The organism is Anaerolineae bacterium (assembly GCA_016931895.1).
GTDB lineage: Bacteria > Chloroflexota > Anaerolineae > 4572-78 > J111 > JAFGNV01.
This window is the reverse complement of the sequence record JAFGDY010000113.1, coordinates 1-22,663: the sequence shown is the minus strand read 5'-3', so window position 1 is coordinate 22,663 and position 22,663 is coordinate 1. Positions and strand designations below refer to the sequence as shown.

Annotated in this window: 20 protein-coding genes; 7 read left to right on the top strand and 13 right to left on the bottom strand. The window is 52.2% G+C overall.

What is annotated here, in order from left to right; genetic code table 11:
• Window positions 1-7: 7 nt before the first annotated feature.
• From JW953_08715 to JW953_08700, 4 genes are all read right to left on the bottom strand, one after another.
• Window positions 8-1,336 carry a multidrug transporter gene (locus JW953_08715; protein MBN1992777.1) on the bottom strand — a complete coding sequence of 443 codons (1,329 nt, stop codon included), beginning with the start codon at window positions 1,334-1,336 and terminating at the stop codon, window positions 8-10.
• A 220-nt stretch (window positions 1,337-1,556) separates the two neighbouring features.
• On the bottom strand, window positions 1,557-2,360 hold the full coding sequence (locus JW953_08710; GenBank protein ID MBN1992776.1) for an alpha/beta hydrolase: 804 nt from the start codon (window positions 2,358-2,360) through the stop codon (window positions 1,557-1,559).
• A 244-nt stretch (window positions 2,361-2,604) separates the two neighbouring features.
• Complete coding sequence (locus tag JW953_08705; GenBank protein ID MBN1992775.1) at window positions 2,605-3,147, bottom strand: ATP/GTP-binding protein; 543 nt, start codon at window positions 3,145-3,147, stop codon at window positions 2,605-2,607.
• A gap of 120 nt (window positions 3,148-3,267) precedes the next feature.
• A complete protein-coding gene (locus tag JW953_08700; protein ID MBN1992774.1) occupies window positions 3,268-4,098 on the bottom strand; it encodes a DUF4388 domain-containing protein in 831 nt (276 codons plus the stop codon).
• Window positions 4,099-4,705: 607 nt separating this feature from the next.
• Here JW953_08700 and JW953_08695 point away from each other — a divergent pair.
• The gene (locus JW953_08695; GenBank protein MBN1992773.1) at window positions 4,706-5,869 is read left to right on the top strand and encodes an HRDC domain-containing protein; all 1,164 of its coding nucleotides are present in this window, start codon (window positions 4,706-4,708) and stop codon (window positions 5,867-5,869) included.
• 6 nt (window positions 5,870-5,875) lie between these two features.
• On the opposite strand, the gene JW953_08690 is transcribed toward JW953_08695, so the two are convergent.
• The 7 genes from JW953_08690 to ftsH form a co-directional block, all read right to left on the bottom strand.
• Window positions 5,876-6,034, bottom strand: a complete 159-nt coding sequence (locus JW953_08690; protein ID MBN1992772.1) for a hypothetical protein — start codon at window positions 6,032-6,034, stop codon at window positions 5,876-5,878.
• Between the two features lie 25 nt (window positions 6,035-6,059).
• The gene (locus JW953_08685; protein ID MBN1992771.1) at window positions 6,060-7,304 is read right to left on the bottom strand and encodes an insulinase family protein; all 1,245 of its coding nucleotides are present in this window, start codon (window positions 7,302-7,304) and stop codon (window positions 6,060-6,062) included.
• 52 nt (window positions 7,305-7,356) lie between these two features.
• On the bottom strand, window positions 7,357-8,634 hold the full coding sequence (locus JW953_08680; GenBank protein ID MBN1992770.1) for an insulinase family protein: 1,278 nt from the start codon (window positions 8,632-8,634) through the stop codon (window positions 7,357-7,359).
• 75 nt (window positions 8,635-8,709) lie between these two features.
• On the bottom strand, window positions 8,710-9,936 hold the full coding sequence (locus JW953_08675; protein ID MBN1992769.1) for a M20/M25/M40 family metallo-hydrolase: 1,227 nt from the start codon (window positions 9,934-9,936) through the stop codon (window positions 8,710-8,712).
• A 130-nt stretch (window positions 9,937-10,066) separates the two neighbouring features.
• Entirely contained in the window at window positions 10,067-10,942 is an 876-nt protein-coding gene (locus tag JW953_08670) for a response regulator (GenBank protein MBN1992768.1), read from the bottom strand.
• Between the two features lie 50 nt (window positions 10,943-10,992).
• Window positions 10,993-11,583, bottom strand: a complete 591-nt coding sequence (locus tag JW953_08665) for a 4-vinyl reductase (protein MBN1992767.1) — start codon at window positions 11,581-11,583, stop codon at window positions 10,993-10,995.
• Between the two features lie 246 nt (window positions 11,584-11,829).
• A complete protein-coding gene (ftsH, locus tag JW953_08660; protein ID MBN1992766.1) occupies window positions 11,830-13,629 on the bottom strand; it encodes an ATP-dependent zinc metalloprotease FtsH in 1,800 nt (599 codons plus the stop codon).
• 203 nt (window positions 13,630-13,832) lie between these two features.
• On the opposite strand from ftsH, the gene JW953_08655 reads away from it, so the two are divergent.
• The 3 genes from JW953_08655 to JW953_08645 all read left to right on the top strand — a co-directional run bounded on the left by JW953_08655 (window position 13,833) and on the right by JW953_08645 (window position 17,119).
• Window positions 13,833-14,867, top strand: coding sequence for a helix-hairpin-helix domain-containing protein (locus JW953_08655; GenBank protein ID MBN1992765.1), 1,035 nt, complete (start codon window positions 13,833-13,835; stop codon window positions 14,865-14,867).
• A gap of 31 nt (window positions 14,868-14,898) precedes the next feature.
• Window positions 14,899-16,047: a hypothetical protein gene (locus tag JW953_08650; protein MBN1992764.1), complete on the top strand. Its 1,149-nt coding sequence runs from the start codon at window positions 14,899-14,901 to the stop codon at window positions 16,045-16,047.
• Between the two features lie 172 nt (window positions 16,048-16,219).
• Complete coding sequence (locus tag JW953_08645; GenBank protein MBN1992763.1) at window positions 16,220-17,119, top strand: DUF368 domain-containing protein; 900 nt, start codon at window positions 16,220-16,222, stop codon at window positions 17,117-17,119.
• Window positions 17,120-17,171: 52 nt separating this feature from the next.
• Here the strand turns inward: JW953_08645 and JW953_08640 are convergent, their stop codons facing one another.
• Both JW953_08640 and JW953_08635 read right to left on the bottom strand, forming a co-directional pair.
• Entirely contained in the window at window positions 17,172-18,023 is an 852-nt protein-coding gene (locus JW953_08640; protein MBN1992762.1) for a MerR family transcriptional regulator, read from the bottom strand.
• Window positions 18,024-18,040: 17 nt separating this feature from the next.
• Window positions 18,041-18,481: a DUF1232 domain-containing protein gene (locus JW953_08635; protein ID MBN1992761.1), complete on the bottom strand. Its 441-nt coding sequence runs from the start codon at window positions 18,479-18,481 to the stop codon at window positions 18,041-18,043.
• A 338-nt stretch (window positions 18,482-18,819) separates the two neighbouring features.
• Here JW953_08635 and JW953_08630 point away from each other — a divergent pair, with 338 nt between their 5' ends.
• From JW953_08630 to JW953_08620, 3 genes are all read left to right on the top strand, one after another.
• Complete coding sequence (locus JW953_08630; protein MBN1992760.1) at window positions 18,820-20,565, top strand: helicase-associated domain-containing protein; 1,746 nt, start codon at window positions 18,820-18,822, stop codon at window positions 20,563-20,565.
• A 136-nt stretch (window positions 20,566-20,701) separates the two neighbouring features.
• Entirely contained in the window at window positions 20,702-21,805 is a 1,104-nt protein-coding gene (locus JW953_08625; protein ID MBN1992759.1) for a hybrid sensor histidine kinase/response regulator, read from the top strand.
• A 15-nt stretch (window positions 21,806-21,820) separates the two neighbouring features.
• A partial coding sequence (locus JW953_08620; GenBank protein ID MBN1992758.1) for a hypothetical protein occupies window positions 21,821-22,663 on the top strand: 843 nt, incomplete at its 3' end.

Genomic DNA, 22,663 nt, shown 5'->3' with positions numbered 1-22,663 from the left:
GGCAAGTTCAGGTGACCGATTGAGTCACCGGCTCAGGCGTTGAAGTGAATTCTGGTTCTTCGGGCAAAGGGTCATCGTGATACCGGACCACGTGGCCGGAATCAGGATAATCGTGATGGTCGCTATCTTGATAGGCTATATTTTTGGTAATTATGGTCCGGCCTTCCCTGGCAAACAACACCACATCCGATTCTACCGAGCGCGCCGGGAAAAAGGTGTGCCCGGAGCCAATGCGACAATTATGCCCCACACAGCCGCCCAACACCGGCATGCCCACCTGGCACAACTCGCCTCGGTGTAAAACCTTTAAGGGTTTGGCCATCAGGTTAAAGTCGGTAAACGTATTGCCGGCGCCAATAAAGGTGTTGCGGCCTACTACGCTGAGTTGCAGACAAGTATTTTGGGCCACCAGCGAATTTTCCATCAAGGTGGTCATAAACAGGGCCGCCCGAAACCCCAGGTAAGAACCATCGCCCACCACACTGAGCAGCAATTGAGTGCCTTGCATCACGTTAACGTTATCGCCAATTACGCAGGCATTAATCACCGAGCCGGGGCCAATGGTCACGTTATCGCCAATAATGGCCGGGCCCTGAATAACGGCGGCCGGGTCAATTTGGGTGTTTTTACCCACCACTACCAGCGCCGAAGAGGATAAAAACTGCTTGCGCTCCAGCAAAGAGTGCCACAGCACTTTAAGCATGGTGCCAAAATTATCCAGCGATTTTTCAATCCGCGCGCCGTGGGCAAAAACGCCAAAGGGGCAATTGGCCATAAACACATGCACCCAATTTTCTATGGATAAAAAAGCCCGCAGGGGAACTTTGAAGCCCAGTTCTCCCCGTTCGTTGGCCATGTAAGTGGGCACGCGGTAATAGCCCATTTCTCTGGATTGGGTGTCAATAACCAGGGGCTGCGGAGATTCGGTGGCGGCGGAGAGGCCGTTTGGGTAATAAAAAAGATCGGCCACGTATACCTCGCCTGCCGGGCGAATTCCATCTTGAACGGGCAGGGCGTGGGCAACAATAGCCGCATCGTTTTTGGCAAAGGCAATTTGGGCCGGTCGGTTCAATTGGCGGGCGGCGGTAATAAAGGCCGCAAAGAGGAAGTCGTCAAAAAAGAGATTATCCCGGTAAACAACCAGTTCACCGGACAGGAACTGGGGGGGCAAAGCAAAAATTTTTCTAAAAGATTCACATTCCAACTCTTCCCGGCAGTAAGGGCTAAGCACATCTCGCTGGTAGAGCCAGAGGGGCTTATTCATAATGCGCAAATCACGCGCAGGTTCATTGAACGGTGAAATTAGGGTTTGATCCCGAATGATAATCTTCTTCATGAGTTAGCGTGCAACATAAAACTGCAATGAATCTGTTCGATCCCCTTGCCCCAAATATGCCCAAATATCCCGCAATCATAAGCATAGACAGGATAACAGAAAGAGTCAACAATATAATCCTTTTTAAGTTACAGCGTAACTATTGCCTCTGCTCATTCCCTACCCGGTTTTGATGAACCCAGCAGTTGGGCTGCGCTTTGGAACGAGGGGCACGTATATGTTAATTTGCCGACGAAAATCCAAAAGCAAGGAACTCGGCCAGGTTTTCATTAAAAGCTTGTGGCTCGTCTAACATTGGAAAGTGCCCGGAACCGGCCATCATTTTTATCCGAGAAACAGGCACGCTTTTATCAATAAGATAAGCCTGGCTTGGTTGAACTACATTGTCGCCTACACCATAAATACCCATAATAGGCCGGGTTATGCCCGGCAAATGGGGCCTGAGATCAGTTTTGTGCAACGAGTTGATGCTTAAAAAAAAAGCTTCCAGCGTCGTGCGCGACAGGTCACGCGTAATCATCTTGTACCACTCGGGCCAATCTTTGACAACGTAAGGGGAAAAAACTTTGATTCCCAACTGTAAAGCGGTAGGCATATGCCACACCAGTGAGGCAATCCAGGGCTTACCCGCCAGGCGAAGAAAAATGTTCAGCGAGTCTCCCACAATGGGGGAACCAACAGCAACCACTTTTTGCACACATTCAGGTTTAGTTAAGGCCAGAGAGATAGCTACGGTGCCACCCATGGAGTGGCCCACCACCGGGGCAGATTCAATACCCAGTCTTTCCATAAACTGCTCAACCAGGTTTACAAAATCACTTACCTGATAACTGCTCCGGCGCTTGCCAGAATCGCCAAAGCCCCAAAAATCTAAAGCATAACACCGATATTGATTTTTGAGGGACTCCATGGTCCTGAGCCAATATCCCCAAGAGCCTAACCATCCATGGAGCAGGATAACCGGCTGACCACGACCATAGACCTCATAATGAACAATTCCCTGGTCAGTTACTATAGAACTCACGGGTTAGCCTCAATACCACCGGAGCGCCACGTTCAGAAGCTAAATCATCATCCTGCCCCAAAATTACCTTCAATAGCCAATAATTGTTAAAATGCGCCTAATAATTCGCTCGTGGAAAAGGGGATTGTAAAGTGTTTTGTTACACCCAAACAATCCTTGACCCTTACCTAATCTAAACCTGCGCTCAATTCCAGGCGGTTTTGGGTGATTGTCGCCTGGGTATGACTTTTGTTAAAAAAACTGTTTATCCCTCTTCCTCCACCTGCATCTTCTCTAAGATAGAGTAAAGCAATTCAAGCAACACGTTTTTAACGCTTTCCTTGTCCAGGGCCACGCAACTGAGCACTTTGATTTCTTTATCTATCTTTAAAGCAATCCTCAGGTCTTCGGGGGTCCAGGCGTCAGGCATATCCTGTTTGTTGGCCGCCACAACATAAGGCGTGGTAGCATATCCCCGGAAAACCTCCAGGATATGCTTGGCCTCCCGAAACGTTTCAGGCCTGACACTATCTACCAGCACCACAAAACCAAGCATGCCCTCCGACAAAATTTCCCACATAAAGTCAAAACGTCTTTGTCCGGGCGTGCCGAACAGATAAAGTACCAGGTCATCATCCACCGTAATCCGACCAAAATCCATGGCCACAGTCGTTTCTTCTTTAACCCGTTCGGCATCGCTGGAGATTTTCCGTTCCGTGGTCACAACGTCAATCTCGCTGACACTGCTGATAAATTCTGTTTTCCCGGCACTAAAGGGGCCCGTGACGACCATTTTTACGGTTTGCATCGAATTGACCCACCTCAAATAAAGACTTTGAAATTATCGTTTTATAAATCAAGTGGTGACAAATTAGTGCTACCGGCAACGGCAAATACCCGTTTGAAACCACTATTAAAAACAAATCACTTAGATCCGTTTAATGCGATCAATCAGTTTGGTGACAACGCTGCGTTTTTCCGCAGGTGATTGGCTGGCCGCCCGCCGGCCGGCGCGCGTAACCGGCGTTCTTTCTTTAGGCTCCATGCCTTCAGGGATAATTGTTTCTACTAACCCGGCCTGCAACATGCCATAAACGATTTTTCTAATCTGAAATTCGTCCATGTTGTTGTTTTGGGCAATTTGTTTAACCGTGTTACGGGGGTGGATATGGGAGATAACGCGCCAATCATCCTGGGTAAGTTTAACATCACGCAAGGGTTTATCCGTAATTTTAAGCGCTATCTTGGCCAGGTCGGGCAGTTCATCTTGCAGTTTATCAAATTCCTGGATGCGCCGGCTGCCTTCCAGAATTACATTGTCCAGATTCAGGGGCACCGTAATTCTATCGCTGGAGGGCAACATATCCTGCTCAAAAAAGAATTCCCCTTCGTCCCAGGTGAAAAGATTATACACAATTTCTAACATGTAATCCTTAACACCCTGGACAATATCGTCTCTGGATACCAGGCGGGCATCCATTAAATACTTGCCCATCACTTTGTCTGAGGATGAACCGCCGGACTTACTGCTAACTGTTGAAGCCTGCTCTTCAGTTAACTTGCCCGTTCTCAACAACATCGCCGTTAAATGGCCTTCGTCGGCGTTGGTGCAGGCATGAATCAATCTGCCCTCTCGAAAATGCAGAACGGCTTTTTGTTCTTGACCATTAACAGTTAGCTTGCCCGTTTTCCGAGCCAGATTAACTAAATTGAGAAGCTGCGTGGTACTAAAATCTCGCAGATTTCCTTTTAACGCCATTCCTACCTACCGCAACCAGAGGGTTACTTTGTAGATTATACCAGATGGCCTATTATACATGTTCGCGTGCATTAAGTCAACCTCTGGCAAATAACCCTTAACATGATTTAAGTTGTCATACCAGGTTAGTGCGCCTGTATCCAAAATTGTCACCTTAAGGTATCATCAGGCCCCACAACGATCAACCGTGGAAAACAAAATTTACAATTTTTTACAATTTTCCCCGTATTTTCCGCATCACCTCCTCTGTCCATTAAATTAAATCAAACTTTTGGCTAAATGTCTGCCATCAAAAACAAGGCCTTTAATATCCATAATATAACATGCGTAAGTTAAGAGTCCATAGAGCGATAGTCCCACAATCCCGCTCAAGGCCCCAATTTTACTAATTTGTAATGAAGTTGTAACCGCCGTTGCGCAAATGTGTGCCGGGGTCTTTTGGGCCCAAACTGAGCTTAAGCACAAGAAAATTTTTGGGGAAATGTTTCTGTTTTGGCAGATTTGTGTTTCTAAAAATTTCTCCACGTCACAAATTTGAACTTGGCAATGTCCCAAATTCTGCTATGATAGGAGTCTAAAAATTCAACCAATGCCACGTATAAATAATATGAGTCAATCGTCAACCTACATCGCTTCAACACTACTAAAACAACCTGTCTGGATAGATACGCCTCGCCGGTTAGGGCAACTGGTAGAAAATCTTTCTCATCAGCCGGTGGTGGCAGTTGATACCGAGAGCGACAGCCTTTACAGTTATTTTGAAAAGGTCTGCCTGGTGCAATTTTCTTTACCCCATGCGGACTATTTAGTAGATCCGCTCAATGTAGACATCTCCGGGCTGGCCGCTTTTTTTGCCAATTCGTCTATTCAAAAAGTGTTTCACGCGGCAGAATACGATATTTTGAGCCTGAAGCGGGACTACGATTTTGTGTTTGCCAATTTATTTGACACCATGCTGGCCGCCAGAATTTTGGGCTGGCCGCGTTATGGCCTGGGCACAATTTTACAGGCGCATTTTAACGTTAAGCTGGATAAACGATTTCAGCGTTATAATTGGGGCAATCGCCCCCTAAACAAAAAAGCGCTGGATTACGCCCGGCTGGATACCCATTATCTCTTGCCGCTGCGTGAAATCCAGCTCAAAGAACTGACCCGGCAAAATCGGCTGCGCGAGGCCACCGAAGCCTTTGCCCGCCAAACGCAGGTTGAACCGACCCCCAAAGTATTTGACCCCGACGACTTCTGGCGCATTAAAGGCTGTAGAGATTTACTCCCCCAGCAGCAGGCCATTTTGCGCGAATTGTTTATCGCCCGCGATAAAATTGCCCGCAAAATTGACCGCCCGCCTTTTAAAGTGATGAACGATGCCACCCTGATCCGGTTGGCCGAACAACAGCCCCAAACCGGCCAGGCCCTTAAACAAATGAAAGGCTTAAGCGACAAACTGCTGCGCTACAATACTCACGATATTCTCCAGGCTATTGAAAAAGGGCAAACGGCCCCCCCACCGCACTATTCTCATGCCAATAACAATCATCGCCCAGACGACGAAACACTGGCCCGCTACGAAACCCTGCGCCACTGGCGCAACAATCTGGCCGCCGAACGCGGCGTGGAGCCTGATGTGATCCTCAGCAACGACACCCTGATGGACATTGCCCGCCACAACCCCCAAACCTTAAAAGCATTGACCCAACTGGAAAGCCTGGGCCAGTGGCAAGGCGAAACCTACGGCCAGACGCTATTGAGGATATTGAAGAAAAGGGCCTGAACCCGGCTACTCCTCATCCGGCTCGCTGCCCTGCTTCATCCAATCCGCCCGAGCCGTGGAAACCGTATCCCGTTGGCTGCTTCGGATTACCAAAATGATCCCCCCAATCAGCCCGGCCAGCACCACCAGCCCTACCAAACACACCACGATCAATGAAAGACTCATTACCATTTATCCGGTCCTTTATCCGTTACGGCCCCGCCACAGCCAGGGCGTACACCTCGTCGCTCAAATATTTCTGGGCAGCAGCCTGAATTTCCTCTCTGGTCACGGCCTTAATCAGATCCGGGTAGCGGGCGATATAATCGTCTCCCAATTGGTAAAAATACATGTCCAGTAACATGGTCCCTACCCCCTCGTTGGTTTCCATTTGCAGAGGCAACACGCCGGTCAGGTAGGCTTGGGTGTCGGCCAGCTCCTCGTTGCTAACCGGCTCGGCCTGGAAGCGGCGTATCTCGGCCAGAATCAACTCAACGGTCTTGTCCACCACCTGGGGATTGACCCCGGCAAAGGCATACCAGGGGCCAGGCCCGCCACCACCTTGCACGCTGGCGTTGGCATAATAGGCCATCCCTTCGGTGTCGCGCACAATTTGCCCAATGCGCCCGCCCAAGCCCAATTGTCCCAGGATAGTATTGCCGATGTATGCTGCATAGAAGTCATCAGCCCGCCGTTCAGGCCCCAGCCAGCCCAAAACCAGATCGGCCTGAAATTTACCCGGCATCCGGTGAAGATAGACCGCTTTTTCGGTGAGCGGCCGCGGCGGCGGCAGCACCGTATCGGGCGGGGCATGGACAGGTTGCCACTGACCCAACGCCGCTTCCAGAATTTGGTAGACTTCCTCGCCGGTCACATCACCCACCACCACTACTGCGCCATCTTGGGGATGAAGCCGGTGGTAGAAGTCAAGCAAATCGGCGCGGGTCAATAAAGGGATGCTTTTGAGCGTGCCGTCCACAGGGCGGCCATAAGGATGGTCAATTGTGTAAAGCAGTTCCCGGAAATAGCGCCCGGACATGGTGCGGGTGTCATCTTCGTCTTCCTTGAGGTCGGTGATAATTTGGCCGCGCAATTTTTCTATTTCAGCAGAGGGAAAAGTGGGGCAGAGCAGATTATCGGCCATCAACTCAACCAGTAGTTTAAAATCTTCGGCCAGGCTTTTTCCGCCAAAGCCGGTCAGGTGGCGGCCGGTGTTAACGTACACGCTGGCGGCCACCGACTCTACAATCTCGTTGATTTCGGCATAGCTGTGTTTTTCCGTTCCCCGGCGCATCATGCCGGAGGTAAAAGAGGCCAAACCAACTTGCTCGGCCGTATCTAAATTGGCCCCGCCCGGCAAATAACCTCGCACCACCACGCTGTGGGCATGGTGATTTTCTTTAACAATTAAGGTGATGCCGTTGCTTAACGTGTATTTGGCAAAGGTCAGGTTCAATATTGTCTCCTTTTGGCGGGAAGTAGGCATTAAACGGGGTTCCGCTTAACCTCTAACCCCGGATAGGTTCAAACCAACCGACGGTGCGATTGGAAGGGGTAAAGTATTGTTGGGCCACCCGCTGCACCTCCACGGCCGTTACGGCCGAAAGATTGTCAACAAAGGTATCAAATTGGCGCCAATCGCCCAGCATTTCCATCAGACCCAGCCACTGCGCCTGGCTGCTCACTCGCTCCAGGGTGTAGGCAAATTGCGCCCGCACCTGTTTGCGCGCTCTGGCCAGCTCTTCTTCCGTAACCGGCTCCCGGCGCAGGCGCTCTATTTCAGTATCCAGAACAGCTTCAAATTCTGCCGGTGAGCGGCCGTCGCGGACCGTGCCGTAAAAACGGAAAGGATCAGGATCAAGGCTGGTTTGGTAATGAGCGCCCACGTAAGCCGCAATTTCGGTTTCTACCAGGGCGCGGTACAGCCGGGCGCTGCGATGCGTGGGCGCGCCTCCGCCAAAGCTGACCCCCGATAGGATGGCTTCCAGCATCATCAGGGGAAATGCATCTTCATGGGCGGCGGCGCAGGTGTGATAAACCGATTGGAAATAGGCCGCGTTGCCGGGCTGGCGCACAATTACGCGCCGTTCACTTTGTTGGGGCGGCTCTTTAAGCTGCACCGGCGGCGGCGGCGGGCCGGCCGGGATAGGGCCAAATAACTCGTCAATGCGGGCCTGAACCCGGTCTATCTGGATGTCGCCCACAACAACCAGCACCGCATTGTGCGGGCCATAGTACATTTTGTAATGTTGGTAGAGGTCGTTGCGGGTGATATTGAGCAGGTCATCCTTCCAGCCAATGACCATGTGGCCGTAGGGATGTACCCGGAAAGCTGTGGCCATTACCTCCTCGTAAAGCACCCATTCCGGCTCATTTTCGCCGCCTTCCCGTTCCGCGATAATCACGGTGCGCTCGCTCTCTACCTCGGCCAGGTCAATAACCGAGTTGGCCATGCGGTCACTCTCAATGCGCAACCCCAGGTCCAGCCGGTCGGACGGCAGGGTTTCAAAATAGGCGGTATAATCGTGGCTGGTAAAACCGTTGAGCACGCCGCCGTTGCGGTTGACTTCCAACATAATGCTGCCCTTGGGAAAGGTGGGGGTGCCCTTGAACATCATGTGTTCAACCCAGTGGGAGATGCCGGTTTTACCGGGCAGTTCGTTGCGGCTGCCAACGCGATACCAAAGCCAATTGCTCACCACCGGCGCGGTGTGAAGAGGCTTGAGCAGCACTTTGAGGCCGTTGGGCAAAGTGTAATCAACTACTTCGTCTCTTTTGTTATTCAAGTGTTCCGCTCCTTGAGAGAAGGATTAAGAAGAGTCCTCAGATACATTTCAATTCTCGGTCAAGCGAGAAGTCAATCATTTCCTCAAGATGGCCTGTTCACCCAGGGCCAGAATCAGGGCCGCGTAGGCCACTACGGCTTCTTCCATTTGAGCCAGGCTGATTCGTTCCTGGTTGGTGTGGGCCAAACGCTCGTCGCCGGGGCCAAAGCCAACGGTGGGGATACCGGCGGCCATCAGGTGACCGCCGTCGGTAGCAAAACGCCAAATATCTACCCCCTCATCCCGGCCTAACACTTTGACCAGCATCGCGTGAGCCGCCTGCAACAAAGGGTTGTCCTCGGCCAAAAGAAAGGATGGAAAGATGTCGGGCAAAGACATGGCCTTGCCGGTGTAAGACATAAGTTCAAAGCCGGTGATTTCTACAACGGCTTCGCCCTCACCCCCTGCGCCGGTTTCAGCCAGGCAGCCGGCCAGTAGAGTGCGCACTTTCTGCAAAATGGCTTCGGGCGACTCGGCCGGCACGTTGCGCCAATCCAGGGTAAGGTATACTTCACCGGGAATAACGTTGGAGCTGGTCTGGTCGGTGGTGTAGAGAGTGGGCACTACGCTTGAAACGCCGATCCCTGCCTGTTCCGCCATCGCCAAGTCCGGCAGCTTGCTTAAAAATGCCGCCGCCCTATAGTGGGGATTCAGGCCCAACTGCGGGGTGCTGGCATGGGCGGAACGTCCTTTAAAGGTAACTTGCAGCCCCACCCGGCCGCGATGTCCCCGCCGGAGAATATTACGGCTTGGTTCGCCGCAGATGGCTACATCGGCCTGCAAGTGAGAGGTAAGGTAATGCGTGCCTACGCCACCCACTTCTTCCATTACCGGCACGGTCATCAAGATGTCGCCGGGCGGGCTAAAATCCATCTGTTTGAAGAGGCTGGCGGCATAAATCATACAGGCCAGCGGGCCTTTCATATCCACTGCGCCCCGGCCCCACAACTCGCCCTCAATAATTTGACCGCTAAAAGGGGGATAGGGCCAACCCTGGGCCGGTCCGGGGTCAACGTGGTCCATGTGGCCGTTCAATAATACCACCGGCCCCGCACCGCCGTTGATTTTGCCAATAACGTTGCCCACTTCATCAGTCCATACTTCATCGTAGCCCAGGTTTTGCATCTCGTAGGTAATGGCCGCTGCCACCTCTTTTTCGCGGCCCGGCAGGCTGGGAATTTGGATGATTTGTTGGGCAAAAGCAATGGTGGCTGCGTGTCGCTCCCGGGCTATAGCCCGTATGTTTTCCAGGGGAATGGACATTTTTGCTCTCGTTTTAGATATAAAAAGCAGTGTACCCAGCCGGGCAACACTGCTTAACAGTTTAAGGGCTAAGGATTAATTAACTGCCATATTTTTCAGAATACAAGCAGGCTGGCAATTGGGTTTAGCTCTACTGAGTTTTGAGCGGCTGACTCAACGCCTTGCGCAAACTGGCAACGCTGGAGAAATTTTCGTGTTTTTGCGAGAGAATAACCGTGGAGACATCCATAAACGGCACTTCCACTTTTTCCCCATCCTCACCGCCGCGCTGCACGTAGCCTGTTTCGCGGTCGTGAATGGGGTAAAAGTAGGTCATGGCCTGTTTAAGCCGCTCTTCAATTTGACGGCTCAACTGCGCGCCTTTGTTGGGCACGGTAATGATGATAAACTGCTCTTCTGCCGGATGGCCCACAAAGTCGTCAATACTGCCCAATTCGTCAACGGCGCTGGTCAGGGTGAGGGCAATAGCCCGCAATACGTCGTCTCGGGCCACAAAGCCGTAAATCTCATTAAATTTATCCAGGCCGCGAATATTGACCGCCAGAACCGACCAGGTTTCACGTTCCAACATTAAGCCAAGCCGGTCGCTGGTGAGCTTTTCGCCGGGCAGGCCGGTGATAGGATTGTTCTGGCTGCCGGCCCGGCGGAGGGCATTGCGCACGCGCAAGCGCAGTTCTTGCACGTCAAACGGTTTGGTGATGTAGTCAATAGCGCCCAGTTTAAGGCCAACAATGCGGTCGTCCCGTTCGCGGCGCTCGGTAACAAAAATAACCGGCAGGCGGCTGGTCCGCACATCGTCTTGCAGGTGCCGGCCTACTTCAAAACCGTCAATATCAGGAAGGCGGACATCTAGCAGGATCAGGTCGGGAAGTTCACCCCGACATTTCTCCAATGCCTCCTGTCCGCCTCCTGCGGTAACAATTCGATACCCTTGTGCTTCAAAATAGACCCGGAGCATCTCCGAGGTGTCCAGGTCGTCCTCAACGATCAACAGGGTATGTTTCATTCGTTGTCTGCCCCTGTTGGGTAATTAATCATTGTTAAGTTATCTGTTAGTTAGTTGAGAGGTTCTTTGTAAATATAAAAAACGCAGTTTGCTGCGCCGTTGGCTTTACACTCTATCTCTTCAACTTTAAAGTCTTTTCCGCCACTAACCCACCGCAGACCTTCTTGCAAGATGCCTACGGCGCCGTAACAGATATTACGGTCGCTGGTTCTGCCATAACAGACCGGACATTGATAAATGGTATAGATGAAATAATCGTCGGCTTCCTCTACATCGCTGGTTTGATCGCTAAATTTGCTAAAAGTTTCGGCCATAGCCTTGAGGCCAACTTTTAGTTTGGTGGCCAGGGGAATAACTTTAAAAGCCAGTTCACTGGCCCCCACCACTGAGCCAAATTCACTCAGCCCCTGGGCAAAAGCGGCTCGGCCGGCCCGCAAAGCCAATCCACGGCCACCACGTGGCCCATACATTTCTTCAATGGCCTGGCCAAGAGCGCCAAAATCGGCAAAGTCAAACTCACGGGCCAGATTGTTGGGTGGGAAATTGTCAATCAGTTCAGGAACTTTGGCCAGGTTAAGAACGGCTTTAATTCCGTTCGTGCCCATAACCTCTTCCATTGCCATCAGGTATATACGTCCCATCTTATTGGGGTAGTAAAGGCCGCTTTTTTCTACTGCCACTCTGTCCACCTCCAAGGGCTGTTTTCGGATGTAAAATCATAAAAGTATTTGGCCCAAAAGGCCAAACTTGGATTTGGCCTTTCCATATCAATTCAAGGCAAATACTTTCGTCGTATCGCCAACGACGATTAAGTATACCCCAAGCTACCGCAAAATGTCAACTGGCAGGACTGTGTCTTAAGGCGGGTCGCCGCTTTACTGGCCCGATCAGGCAAAAATGGCTTCAAAACTCTGCCCGTCCAGGGTTTCTTCTTTTAATAATCGTTCGGCAATTTCTTCCAGCTTGGCTTTATTTTCTAAAATGGTTTGTTTGGCTTTGTCGTAGGCATTGCCCACAATGCGGCGCACTTCATGGTCAATCTGGCGGGCAATCTCATCGCTATAGTTACGCTGCTCGCCAATTTCTTTGCCCAAAAATACCAGTTCATCTTTTTCGCCAAAGGTGAGTGGGCCAAGTTTTTTGCTCATACCGTATTGGGTCACCATGGCCCTGGCCAGCTTGGTAGCCTTGTTCAGGTCATCGCTGGCCCCGGTGGTAACTTCATTAAAAACCACTTCCTCGGCAGCCCGACCCCCCAGGATGGCGGCTAACTCGGCTTCAAATTTGCTTTGATTTTCCAGGTATCTGTCTTCAACCGGCAATGAAATGACATACCCCCCGGCCATACCGCGGGCAATAATGCTCACCTTATGCACGGGGTCGCAGCCGGGGGTCATTTTTCTGACCAGGGCGTGACCGGCCTCGTGATGAGCAATGATTTTTCGCTCTTTGGGGGGAATCACCCGGCTTTTGCGTTCTGGCCCGGCAATTACTTTTTCTATGGCTTCTTGCATGTTGGCCATAGAGATTTGTTTTTTGTTGTGCCGCGCCGCCAAAATGGCTGCTTCGTTCACCAGGCTCTCAATATCGGCGCCTACAAAACCGGGAATTTGTTTGGCAATCACTTCCAGGTTAACGTCGTTGGCCAGGGGTTTGCCTTTAACGTGGATATTTAGAATCTGTTCCCGCCCCTGCCGGTCGGGCCGATCTAACACCACCCGGCGGTCAAACCGGCCCGGACGCAACAGGGCCGGGTCCAAAATATCCGGGCGGTTGGTGGCGGCTACTACTATCACATTGGTGTCGGTATCAAAGCCGTCCATTTCCACCAAAATCTGATTCAAGGTTTGCTCGCGCTCGTCGTGGCTGCCGCCCAGGCCGGCCCCCCGATGGCGGCCCACGGCGTCAATTTCGTCCATAAAGATGATGCAGGGGCTGTTGCGTTTGGCCTGGTCAAACAGGTCTCGCACCCGGCTGGCCCCCACGCCCACAAACATCTCCACAAACTCGGAGCCGGAGATACTAAAGAACGGCACGCCGGCTTCGCCGGAAATGGCCTTGGCTGTAAGCGTTTTGCCACAGCCGGGAGGGCCAACCATCAACACGCCCTTGGGGATGCGCGCGCCCAGGGAGATGAATTTTTCCGGCTCGCGTAAAAATTCAACAATTTCGGCCAGCTCTTGTTTGGCTTCTTCAACCCCGGCCACATCTTCAAACGTAACCGTGGGTTTGTCGCCCGTAAACATTCTGGCCCGGCTTTTGCCAAAACTGAGCGCCTGATTGCCCGCGCCCTGGGCCTGGCGCAGAATAAAAAAGAAAAAACCGCCAATAAGGATGAGGGGAAATAGCGTAGCCAAAATCGTCAGCCAGCCATCCCAGGCGCTGCGGGGCGCAACAATGATTTTGATGTTGGCCAACTGTTCCTGGTTTACGCCTAACAGGGTCAATGTTTCGGTAACGCTGACCCCTTGTTCTTTATGAGCGGTAATCTCTGCGCCGCTGGTGCGGGTAATAATCAGTTCATCCTGATCAACCTTGATAGACTCAATCTTGCCTTCATTAGCCAAATCTACCACAGTGGACAGGTCAACAACTTGCGGCGAGTCGGTTCTTAGCATAAATGCGCCATAAACAAAAACAAATACCAGCAAAACCAACATCACCAATAAGGCCCGAGACAATCTCATGTTCTGTTTACCTCAAACAAAAAATACTAAACCCCTCAAACTATACCACGCGCAATAGTCAGAGTCAAAATAGACATTATTCATCATTTCATTTAAGATGAAAGATGGAGGTAGTTCCCCGGCAAAGCGGGGCAGGTTATCAACTTATAGACAGATAAAAGATTGACGCCGGCAGCGCCCGGCCTGTAGAAAAGGATAAACCAATGAACGAAAAACTTGATCTTATTGACCTGAACCAGGCCGATGTGGCTGCCCTTACCACTCTGCCTGGCCTGGGGCCAAAACTGGCCGCCCGTATTGTGGCATACCGGGAACAGAACGGCCCCTTTGAGTACCCGGCCGACATTACCGCCGTGTTGGGTATTTCCAGCGAACTTTTTCTCCGCTTTGCCGACCAGGTGACTGTTTCCGCGCCTGTTGTTGAGGAAGAGGTTCAAGCCGAACCAGTTGCCGTAGTTGAACCGCCTGAAGAACCGGTAACGCAAACAAAGCCAGACAAAGTGACAGGCGCTGAACAACTGGCAGAAGAAGCGCCTCCACCGGCAGAAGAAGAACCGGCGGTAGAAGAGGAAGAGGGCTACATGATCATGTGGGAAGATGAAGAAAGTGAGGCCGCCGCAGCGCAGCCCGAAACCGCGCTGGTGGCCAAGGGAGAGGCTGCGCCGGTGGTCGCCACACCGCCGGTCAAACCCGCCGGCCAGTCTATCTGGCGGCTCTGGGTGTTAATGATGATTGCTCTATTCGGCGGGGCGGTGCTGGCCTTGCTGGTAATGCAAGTTCTCAACGGCACTCTTATCTTTGGCCGCCATCCCCAAATTGTGGCACTCAATCGCCAGGTAAACGCCCTGGAACAAGAAAACAAACTGCTCACCCAGCAGGTCGAGGAACTACAGGCCACAATCAATCAGTACGCCGATTTAAGCCAAGAGATGCAAACAAACCGGGCCGATATTCTGTTGCTGAAACAGGCCAGAGACAAACTGGAGAATCAAACCGAAACATTGGCCGGGCGGGCCGATATTTTGGAAGGAAACGTTATCTCGTTGGCCGAGGAGTCGGTGAAAATGCAAAAAATTATTACCCGGCTTGAAAATGACGCCGGCCGTTTTAATAGCTTTCTAACCGGCCTGCGCACGCTACTGATTTCTGTGGAAGGTGAAACGGATACAGACTCAATTTTAACCAGAGAAGCAACTCCCACCCCCGCCATTGCAACTACTCCCACCCCCCAGGAATGAGGCCACACAATGAATACAAGGAGAAAATAAAATGACACAAATAATTAAGTACAAACCGGCCAAACATTCTACCCTGGTTTGGGTGACAATATTGGTTGTTATTTCCCTGGCTCTGCACGGCCTCCTCTATTTGGGCCTTTTTGTGGGTTGGCTTACGGCCAACAATATCTTGAACCAAACCGCCAACGACCTGGACACGCTGGCCCACGACCATATTCAATATACCGTAAAAATTGATCGGACCGTGCCGGTGGAAACCAGCCTGACCATCAACCAGGAAATCCAGGTGCCGGTCAGCATGGAGGTCAACCACACCCTCCCCATCAGCACCGTCGTCTCTTTTCAAGACGAGTTGCTGGCGCCCATTGACCTGACCATTGACCAGACCTTTCCCGTTGATACCGTAATTCCCTTTCAGGGCGTGTTTACCGTGCCGGTGACGCTTGACCTGGAAACCCTGCTGCCCGTAGCCGCCCGGGCCACGCCGCTGGGCCAGGATATTGTGGTGCCGCTAAATATTGGCCTCAACGAGGTGCTGCCGGTTGACGCTTCGCTCTTGTTGGAACAAAATGTGCAGGTTCCAATTAACCTGGAAATTGACCAGGAATTTGCGGCCACCACCACGCTGTTTGGTCAAACCATTACCGTGCCGGTAACGCTGGAAGTTTCCAGGGTGGTATCGGCCAGCGCCGCGCTGCCGCCCGGCCCCCCGCTTGACTTTACGGCCAATCTGACGGTCAAAGAAATCTTGCCGCCCGAAGCCGTATCTGGGCTGGAGACCGCCGGCGCCCGCACCACCGAAACCGGCCTGATTATTCCCCTGCCCTCGATGGAAGAGGTGATAGCCAACGTGCCGCCGGCGCAGCGTTCGGTACAAATAGAAGTGCCCATTGAGGTAAGCCAGAATATTCCGGTGCAGTTGGAAGTGCCCGTCAACCTGCCCTTCAGTGATACCATCCCCATTGCCCTGGATCAGGCCATGCCCATTCACATGGAAGTGCCGGTCAACTTGCCTGTTGAAACCGAGCTAACAGTGCCCATTAATTTGACTCTACCTATTGCCCTGGAAGTGCCGGTACAGATGGACGTTCCCATTGACATCGCTTTGGATAAAACGCCCTTTGGCCTTTACTTGCAACAACTCAGCAACCAACTGCGGCAGGGGTTATGGTGGTGGTAGGATGATGTGGTCCTAATTTATTTGCGAGATATTCTTCACACATGGTAAAATTGGCTCTTTGGTTTTAACTTTGCCTTTAGATTGGATTTGAAATATACCTATGACCATTGAAACACATTCCCAAACTCGCACCCTCAAAGATTACCTGGGCCTGGCCGCTCGCGGTTTTGCCATGGGCTCCGCCGATGTGGTGCCCGGCGTTTCCGGGGGCACAATGGCCTTTATTTTGGGCATTTATGAAGAGCTAATTAACTCTATTCGCAACCTGGCCAGCCCCAAAACTGCCCGGCTGCTGCTGGGTTTTAAGTTCAAACAGATGTATGACGAGCTGCCCTGGCGGTTTCTATTAGCCCTGGGCATTGGCATTTTTGCAGCCATTCTCTCGCTGGCCCGCTTTTTGGAATACATGCTCCAGAATCAGCCGGTATTTATCTGGTCTTTCTTTTTTGGCCTGGTGCTGGCCTCAATTCTGACGGTCAGCAAACGGATCAGGCAGTGGCGCTGGACCATATTTGTCGGCCTGGCCCTGGGCGCGGTAGCCGCCTGGGTGATTGTGGGGCTGGTGCCGCTGGAAACCCCCAACGACGCCTGGTTTTTGTTTTTGAGCGGCGCCCTGGCCATTTGCGCCATGATTTTGCCCGGCATTTCCGGCGCGTTCATTTTAGTTTTGTTGGGCAAATATGAATACGTGCTGGCGGCGGTAAACAACCGTGAGATTATGACCCTGGCGCTGGTGGCTGCCGGAGCCGTTATTGGACTGGCTACTTTTGCCCAGATTTTGGGCTGGTTCTTCAAGCGATACCACGATACGACAGTGGCGGTGCTAATGGGCTTTATTCTGGGTTCGCTGCGCAAAATTTGGCCGTGGAAAGAAACTGTTGAATTTATTGAACGGCACGGCCAACAGATTCCCATCCGCCAAATCAACGTGCTGCCGGAGGCCTTTAACGGCGAAGTGGCGCTGGCTATTCTATTGGCGATGGTGGGGTTTGCCCTGGTTATTGTTTTGGATTACCTGGCTTCACGAAAAAAAGAGCCGTTGCCGGAAGTGGCCGAAGTAGTGAGCAATTAGCCGTTAGTGATCAACGAGGCGTGCAGATGAAAATCTGCACGCCTGTTTTATTTTATTCGGGGGGGGCGGTTGGTTTGGGATGGGGGCGTGATGGCTGTTGCAGCGCAGGGGCCGGGGCAGCCGGGCGTCCATCGGCTCGCCTGTCGCGCGGGCGAGGCACAGAAACAATCTGCACATCGCCGCCGAGTCCCAATAACGATCCCAAACAGCCGGGTTTGGATTTTACGGCTTTAATATCTGGCGCGGGTGTTGCTTGAGCCGTAACCATTGCTTCTGTAGCCAGTTGTTGGGTAGTAGCAATTTTGGCATCAAGCTCCTGTCGCAAAGCCTCACGCTGCCATTCCCCTTCCTGGCGAGATTGGGCCAGGCTGCGTTCCACTTCTAAAATGCGCTCGCGCAGGCGGTTGTTTTCCTCTTTCAGGTTGAAGTTATCCTGAATAAGCACCCCCATTAACTCGCGGTTGGCCGCCTGGCTATTGAGAATACTTTTCTGATTGTCCGACAGGGTGGCCAGGGTATTGGTTAAAAAGGCCACCGCGGCAGACTCGTTGCCATTAGAGGCAATCAGGCTTCTTTCTTCTGCTAACCCCTCGCCCGGTGCATCATCCTCAACCGGCTCCGGCGATATGCCCCTCATCTGTTCCTGCGTCCCGGTAAAGTTAAGGGCCAACTGCCGGAGCACCTGTTCGTAGGTTAGCCCGTTATTCATTAATTCTTTGACCACCCGCAGCGTGGCCAAATCATCATCCGTATAACGGCGATGACTTCGCTCCGCATCAGAACCGGAGGCTTCTGGAGACAGATAATCGCCAAATCTTTGGGACCAACGCCGGAGCGTGGCTGAAGATATATCTAACGCTCCGGTTACGGCTTGCGGCGCGTGATAAGTAGTTTGTTCGCTCATAAAACATACACCTTTTGTTAATCTTCATCCATGCTTTGGGGCGTTGGGCCATCTCCGTCGTCGTCATCCGTGTTCCTGGCCTCTAATTGGTTGGGGTAATCTGGGGCAATCTCCGCATAATCTGTTTCAACCACAAACTCATCATCATCAAGATGGCCGTACTCAAACCGATCAAGATAAGCCTGCACCACTTCCGGCGGGCACAATTTTACAAACAAAGCCAGCCCCAACAAGATAACGCTCAGATCATCCAATTGGCCCAATCCCAACACCACATCGGGCACAAAATCAACGGGCGAAATCAAATAAAGCAACGATCCGGGCACCACCAATTTTGTCCACATTGGCACGCGGCTATCCCAAAAAAGATTCCACACCAATCTGATCCGTTTGATTAAACCGGCCAAAAAGGCCAGGCTTTTGGTTGAGTCATACGGCACCGGCTTTTGATCCGACATTGTTATCTCCTTCTTTCTCTGAAAATTCACGCCATCCCTAAACTTTTGTTTTATGACCTCACCTGGAGGTGACGGCGCTCAACTACCGAAATTATAGACGCGACTCGTGAATCAGGCAATTGAATTTGTTTATTAAATGAGCGATTTTATGAGCGTTTAAGATACGTTTTCCCTACGTGTTCCAACCTATCGTTCAGCAAATGGTGAGCGTTTGAGCCAGACCAGACCTGTTTTTATTGTATTACGAGAGGTATGGTATTTGGTTTCAAAATGCTCTCACTCTCTCTTACCCAAAATCCCTCTGGACAGATACAACCACCTGCGATTATAATAGAAGTATGAAAACCCTGTACCAATCACTGCTTGATTACGAAATGGCCCTGCTTCAGGCCATTGCCCATTGCCGGGGCGTGCCGCTAACTACCCCCAGCAAACACGAGGCCGTGGCCTTGCTGGCCGAAACTCTGCTTTCCCCCGGCGTCATCGCGATTGCCCTGGCCGATTTATCCGGGCCGGAAAAAGAGGCGCTCCAATTTGTGGCCGGCCAGGGTGGCCGGGTGGAAACTCCTCGCTTTACCCGGCAATATGGCGCTATTCGCCCCATGGGGGCCGCCCGGCTGGAACGGGAACAACCCTGGCAAAACCCGGCCAACCCGGCTGAAGGATTGTGGTATCGGGGTCTCATTTTCAAAACCTTTCAAATCACCACCCTGGGCAGTGTGGAAGTGGTTTACATTCCTGATGACATGCTGCCTTTGTTGGAAATGGCCGGATCGGCCAAAGCGGCCGGCGAAGCGCAGGAAACAAATCACAATTTACAAACGGCAAATGGCAAATCCTTCTCGGTTTCTCAACTGCCAATACCGGCGGTGATGGTGAGCGGCGAAGGGCGGGGGCGGGAGAACATGTTTAATTTGTTGGTTCATCTCCAAACCAACCCCGTCCGCGTGGACGATAAACTTAAACTGAACGACAAAGACCTGAACGTGCTGCTGGCTTGTTTGCTGCCGGCGCTGCATCCCACCTTTGCTCTGAAAACAGAATTGGAGTTTTTGCTTCATCTGGGCCAACGCGCCGGTTTGTTGATGGTCGCCCACAACCGGCTCAAACCCGACCGCGACCCCACTCGCGCCTGGCTGCAAAAATCTGCGCCTGAACAGACCCAATTTCTGCAAAATACCTGGCGCGCCGACCCCACCTGGAACGATCTGTGGCACACACCCGGTTTGATTCCCCAGCCGACGGGGTGGGAAAATAGCCCGCTGCTGGCCCGTTCTAAAATTTTGGCGTGTCTGTCACAATTGGCCGCCGCGCCGGAAACCTGGTATTCGCTTGACGATTTTGTGGCCGCCATAAAACGGGTTGACCCCGATTTCCAGCGACCCACCGGTGATTACGACAGTTGGTACATCCAGGACCCGGCTGGCCAGTTGTTGATGGGGTTTGAGCATTGGGACAGGGTGGAAGGGGCGCTGATCCGGCACACGTTGACCCATCTTCTGCCCGCCTTAGGCGTGTTGGATTTGGGTTTGCCCGCCGACGCCGGCGAGCCGGTCGGTTTCCGTCTCACGGCTCAGGGTTATAATTTTCTTTTAGAACAGCCGGCTGCCCCGCCTCTGCCCCCAAAGGCCCATTTCTGGCGCGTGGATGATAATTTTCAAGCGCACCTGCCTGACCCCACCAACCTATTGGATCGTTTTCAACTGGCTCGTTTTGCTTGGTTGGAACGGTATGAATCAGGCCGCGTAATCTACCGTATAACCCAGGCCAGTGTAGGCCGCGCCTTGCGCAATGGCGTTACCGCCGACCAGATGGTGGCTTTTTTGGCCCGCGTCACCAACAATCGCACCCCTTTGAAAGTAGTTGAAACCCTGCGCACCTGGGGCGCGCGCCAGGATACCGCCAAAATTGAGCATGCTGCCCTGTTAAGACTCAAGCATAAAAGTCTGGTAGAAGAACTACGCCAAAATGCCAACCTCCGGCCCCTGCTGGGCGAGGCAATTGGACCAACAACTATTCTTATCCCCTCAGACAATGTGGCCGAGGTGCGGCGAATTTTAACCGAGTTAGGATATTTGGAATAAAACAGGAGCATAATGCTTAAGACGAAGAACGAATAACGAACGACCAGCGTTGGTCGTTCGTCATTGGTCGTTGGTCGGGAACCCCAACTGGTAACAACCAAATTCCAAACCTTAATCCAGGAAGCCAGGAGAAAAAATGAATGAGCACACTCAAAGTTCCGCCCCTTTACAAAACAGAGCCAACATCCTGGTAGTTGACGATACCCGGGCCAACCTCCAGCTTTTGGCCGGTATCTTGGCCCAACGAGGCTACAAAGTACGGCCGGCCACCAATGGCCGCATGGCGTTGGCCGCGGCTCAAGCCGAACCCCCCGATCTGATTTTGCTGGACATCATGATGCCGGAAATGGATGGCTTTGAAGTATGCCATCACTTAAAGGCAGATGACCGCACCCGCGACATCCCCGTTATTTTTATCAGCGCCATCAGCGAAGCCTTAGACAAAGCGACGGCTTTTTCTGTGGGCGGGGTAGACTACATCACCAAACCATTTCAGGCTGAAGAAGTTTTGGCCCGGGTTAACACCCACCTGACCATTCGCCGGTTACAGCAGAATTTGCAAGAACAAATAGCCGAACTGGATGCCTTTGCCCATACCGTGGCCCACGACCTCAAAAGCCCCCTGACGGTGATGATTGGCTTTGCCCATTATTTGCTTAAATACGCCTCCGAGGTGACGCCAACTGAATTATTGACCAGCCTCCGGCATCTGGAGCAATCCGGGCAAAAAGCCGTCAATATTATTGACGAACTGCTTCTTTTGGCCAGCGTGCGTAAAGAAGATGCGCCAATTGGGCCGGTAGATATGGCCCTTGTGGTCAGGTACGCCCAAAAGCGGCTTGCGTTAATGATAAAAAAATATCAGGGAGAAATTATTTTGCCCAACGCCTGGCCTGAAGCCAAAGGTTATGCCCCCTGGCTGGAAGAAGTCTGGATCAATTATCTCAGCAACGGCTTAAAATATGGCGGGCAGCCGCCGCGCCTGGAACTGGGCGCGACAGCCCAACCCGACGGGTTGGTTCGCTTTTGGATGCGGGATAATGGCCCGGGCCTGGCGCCGGAAGCTCAAGCAGCACTTTTTACCGAATTTAGCCAGGTCAAGGTGAAAAAAGTGGAAGGACACGGCTTGGGCCTATCCATTGTGCGCCGGATTGTAGACAAACTGGGGGGCCAGGTTGGCGTTGAAAGCCAGGCAGGCCGGGGCAGCGAATTTTACTTTACCTTGCCGGGGGTTGAGTAGTAGACGAGGTGCTGTATGAACCTTTTTGACATGAAAACCGTTATTTTTAGTTTTATCATCAGCAATGCCATCTGCGCCGTGGTGATAACCCTCTTGTGGTTGCAAAACCGCCGGCGTTTTGCGGGGCTTGGCTTTTGGCTGGCTGGTTTTGGGCTGCAATTTGCGGCGACAGTGCTGGTTATCCTGCGCGGCCTCGCGCCGGACTTCGTGTCTATGGTGGTCGGCAATGCCTTGTTGATTTTGGGCGCCATCTTCCTGTATATGGGTCTGGCACATTTTATCGGAAAACGCGGCCCGCAACTTCACAATTATACCCTGCTGGCGGTTTTTATTCTGGTGCACACCTATTTCACGGTGATGCAACCCAGCCTGGCGGCGCGTAATGTCAATTTCTCGCTGGGTTTTCTGGTGATATGTTTCCAGGGCGCGTGGCTTATGTTGTATAGGGTGAATGTTGACATGCGCCCGATCACGCGCGGGATTGGCCTGGTCTTGGCCGCTTTTTGTTTGGTCAGCATTATCCGCATTATGGTGGATTTGGCTGTGCCGCCAGGTAACGATTTCTTTCATTCCAACACCTTCGAAACGCTGCTAATTCTAACCTACCAGATGCTTTTCATCCTCCTTACCTTCGGCCTGACCCTGATGGTCAATCGCTGCTTGTTTGTTGACCTGGAGGACGATATTGCCGGTCGCCGGCAGGTGGAAGAGGCGCTGAGGTTGAGCGAAGAAAAATTCGCCAAAGCCTTTTATGCCAGCCCCGACGCCATCCTGATAACCCGCGCCGGCGATGGGCAGCTCATTGAAGTCAACGAGGGTTTTTGCCGCCTCTCGGAATATTCGCGGGAAGAGGCGCTG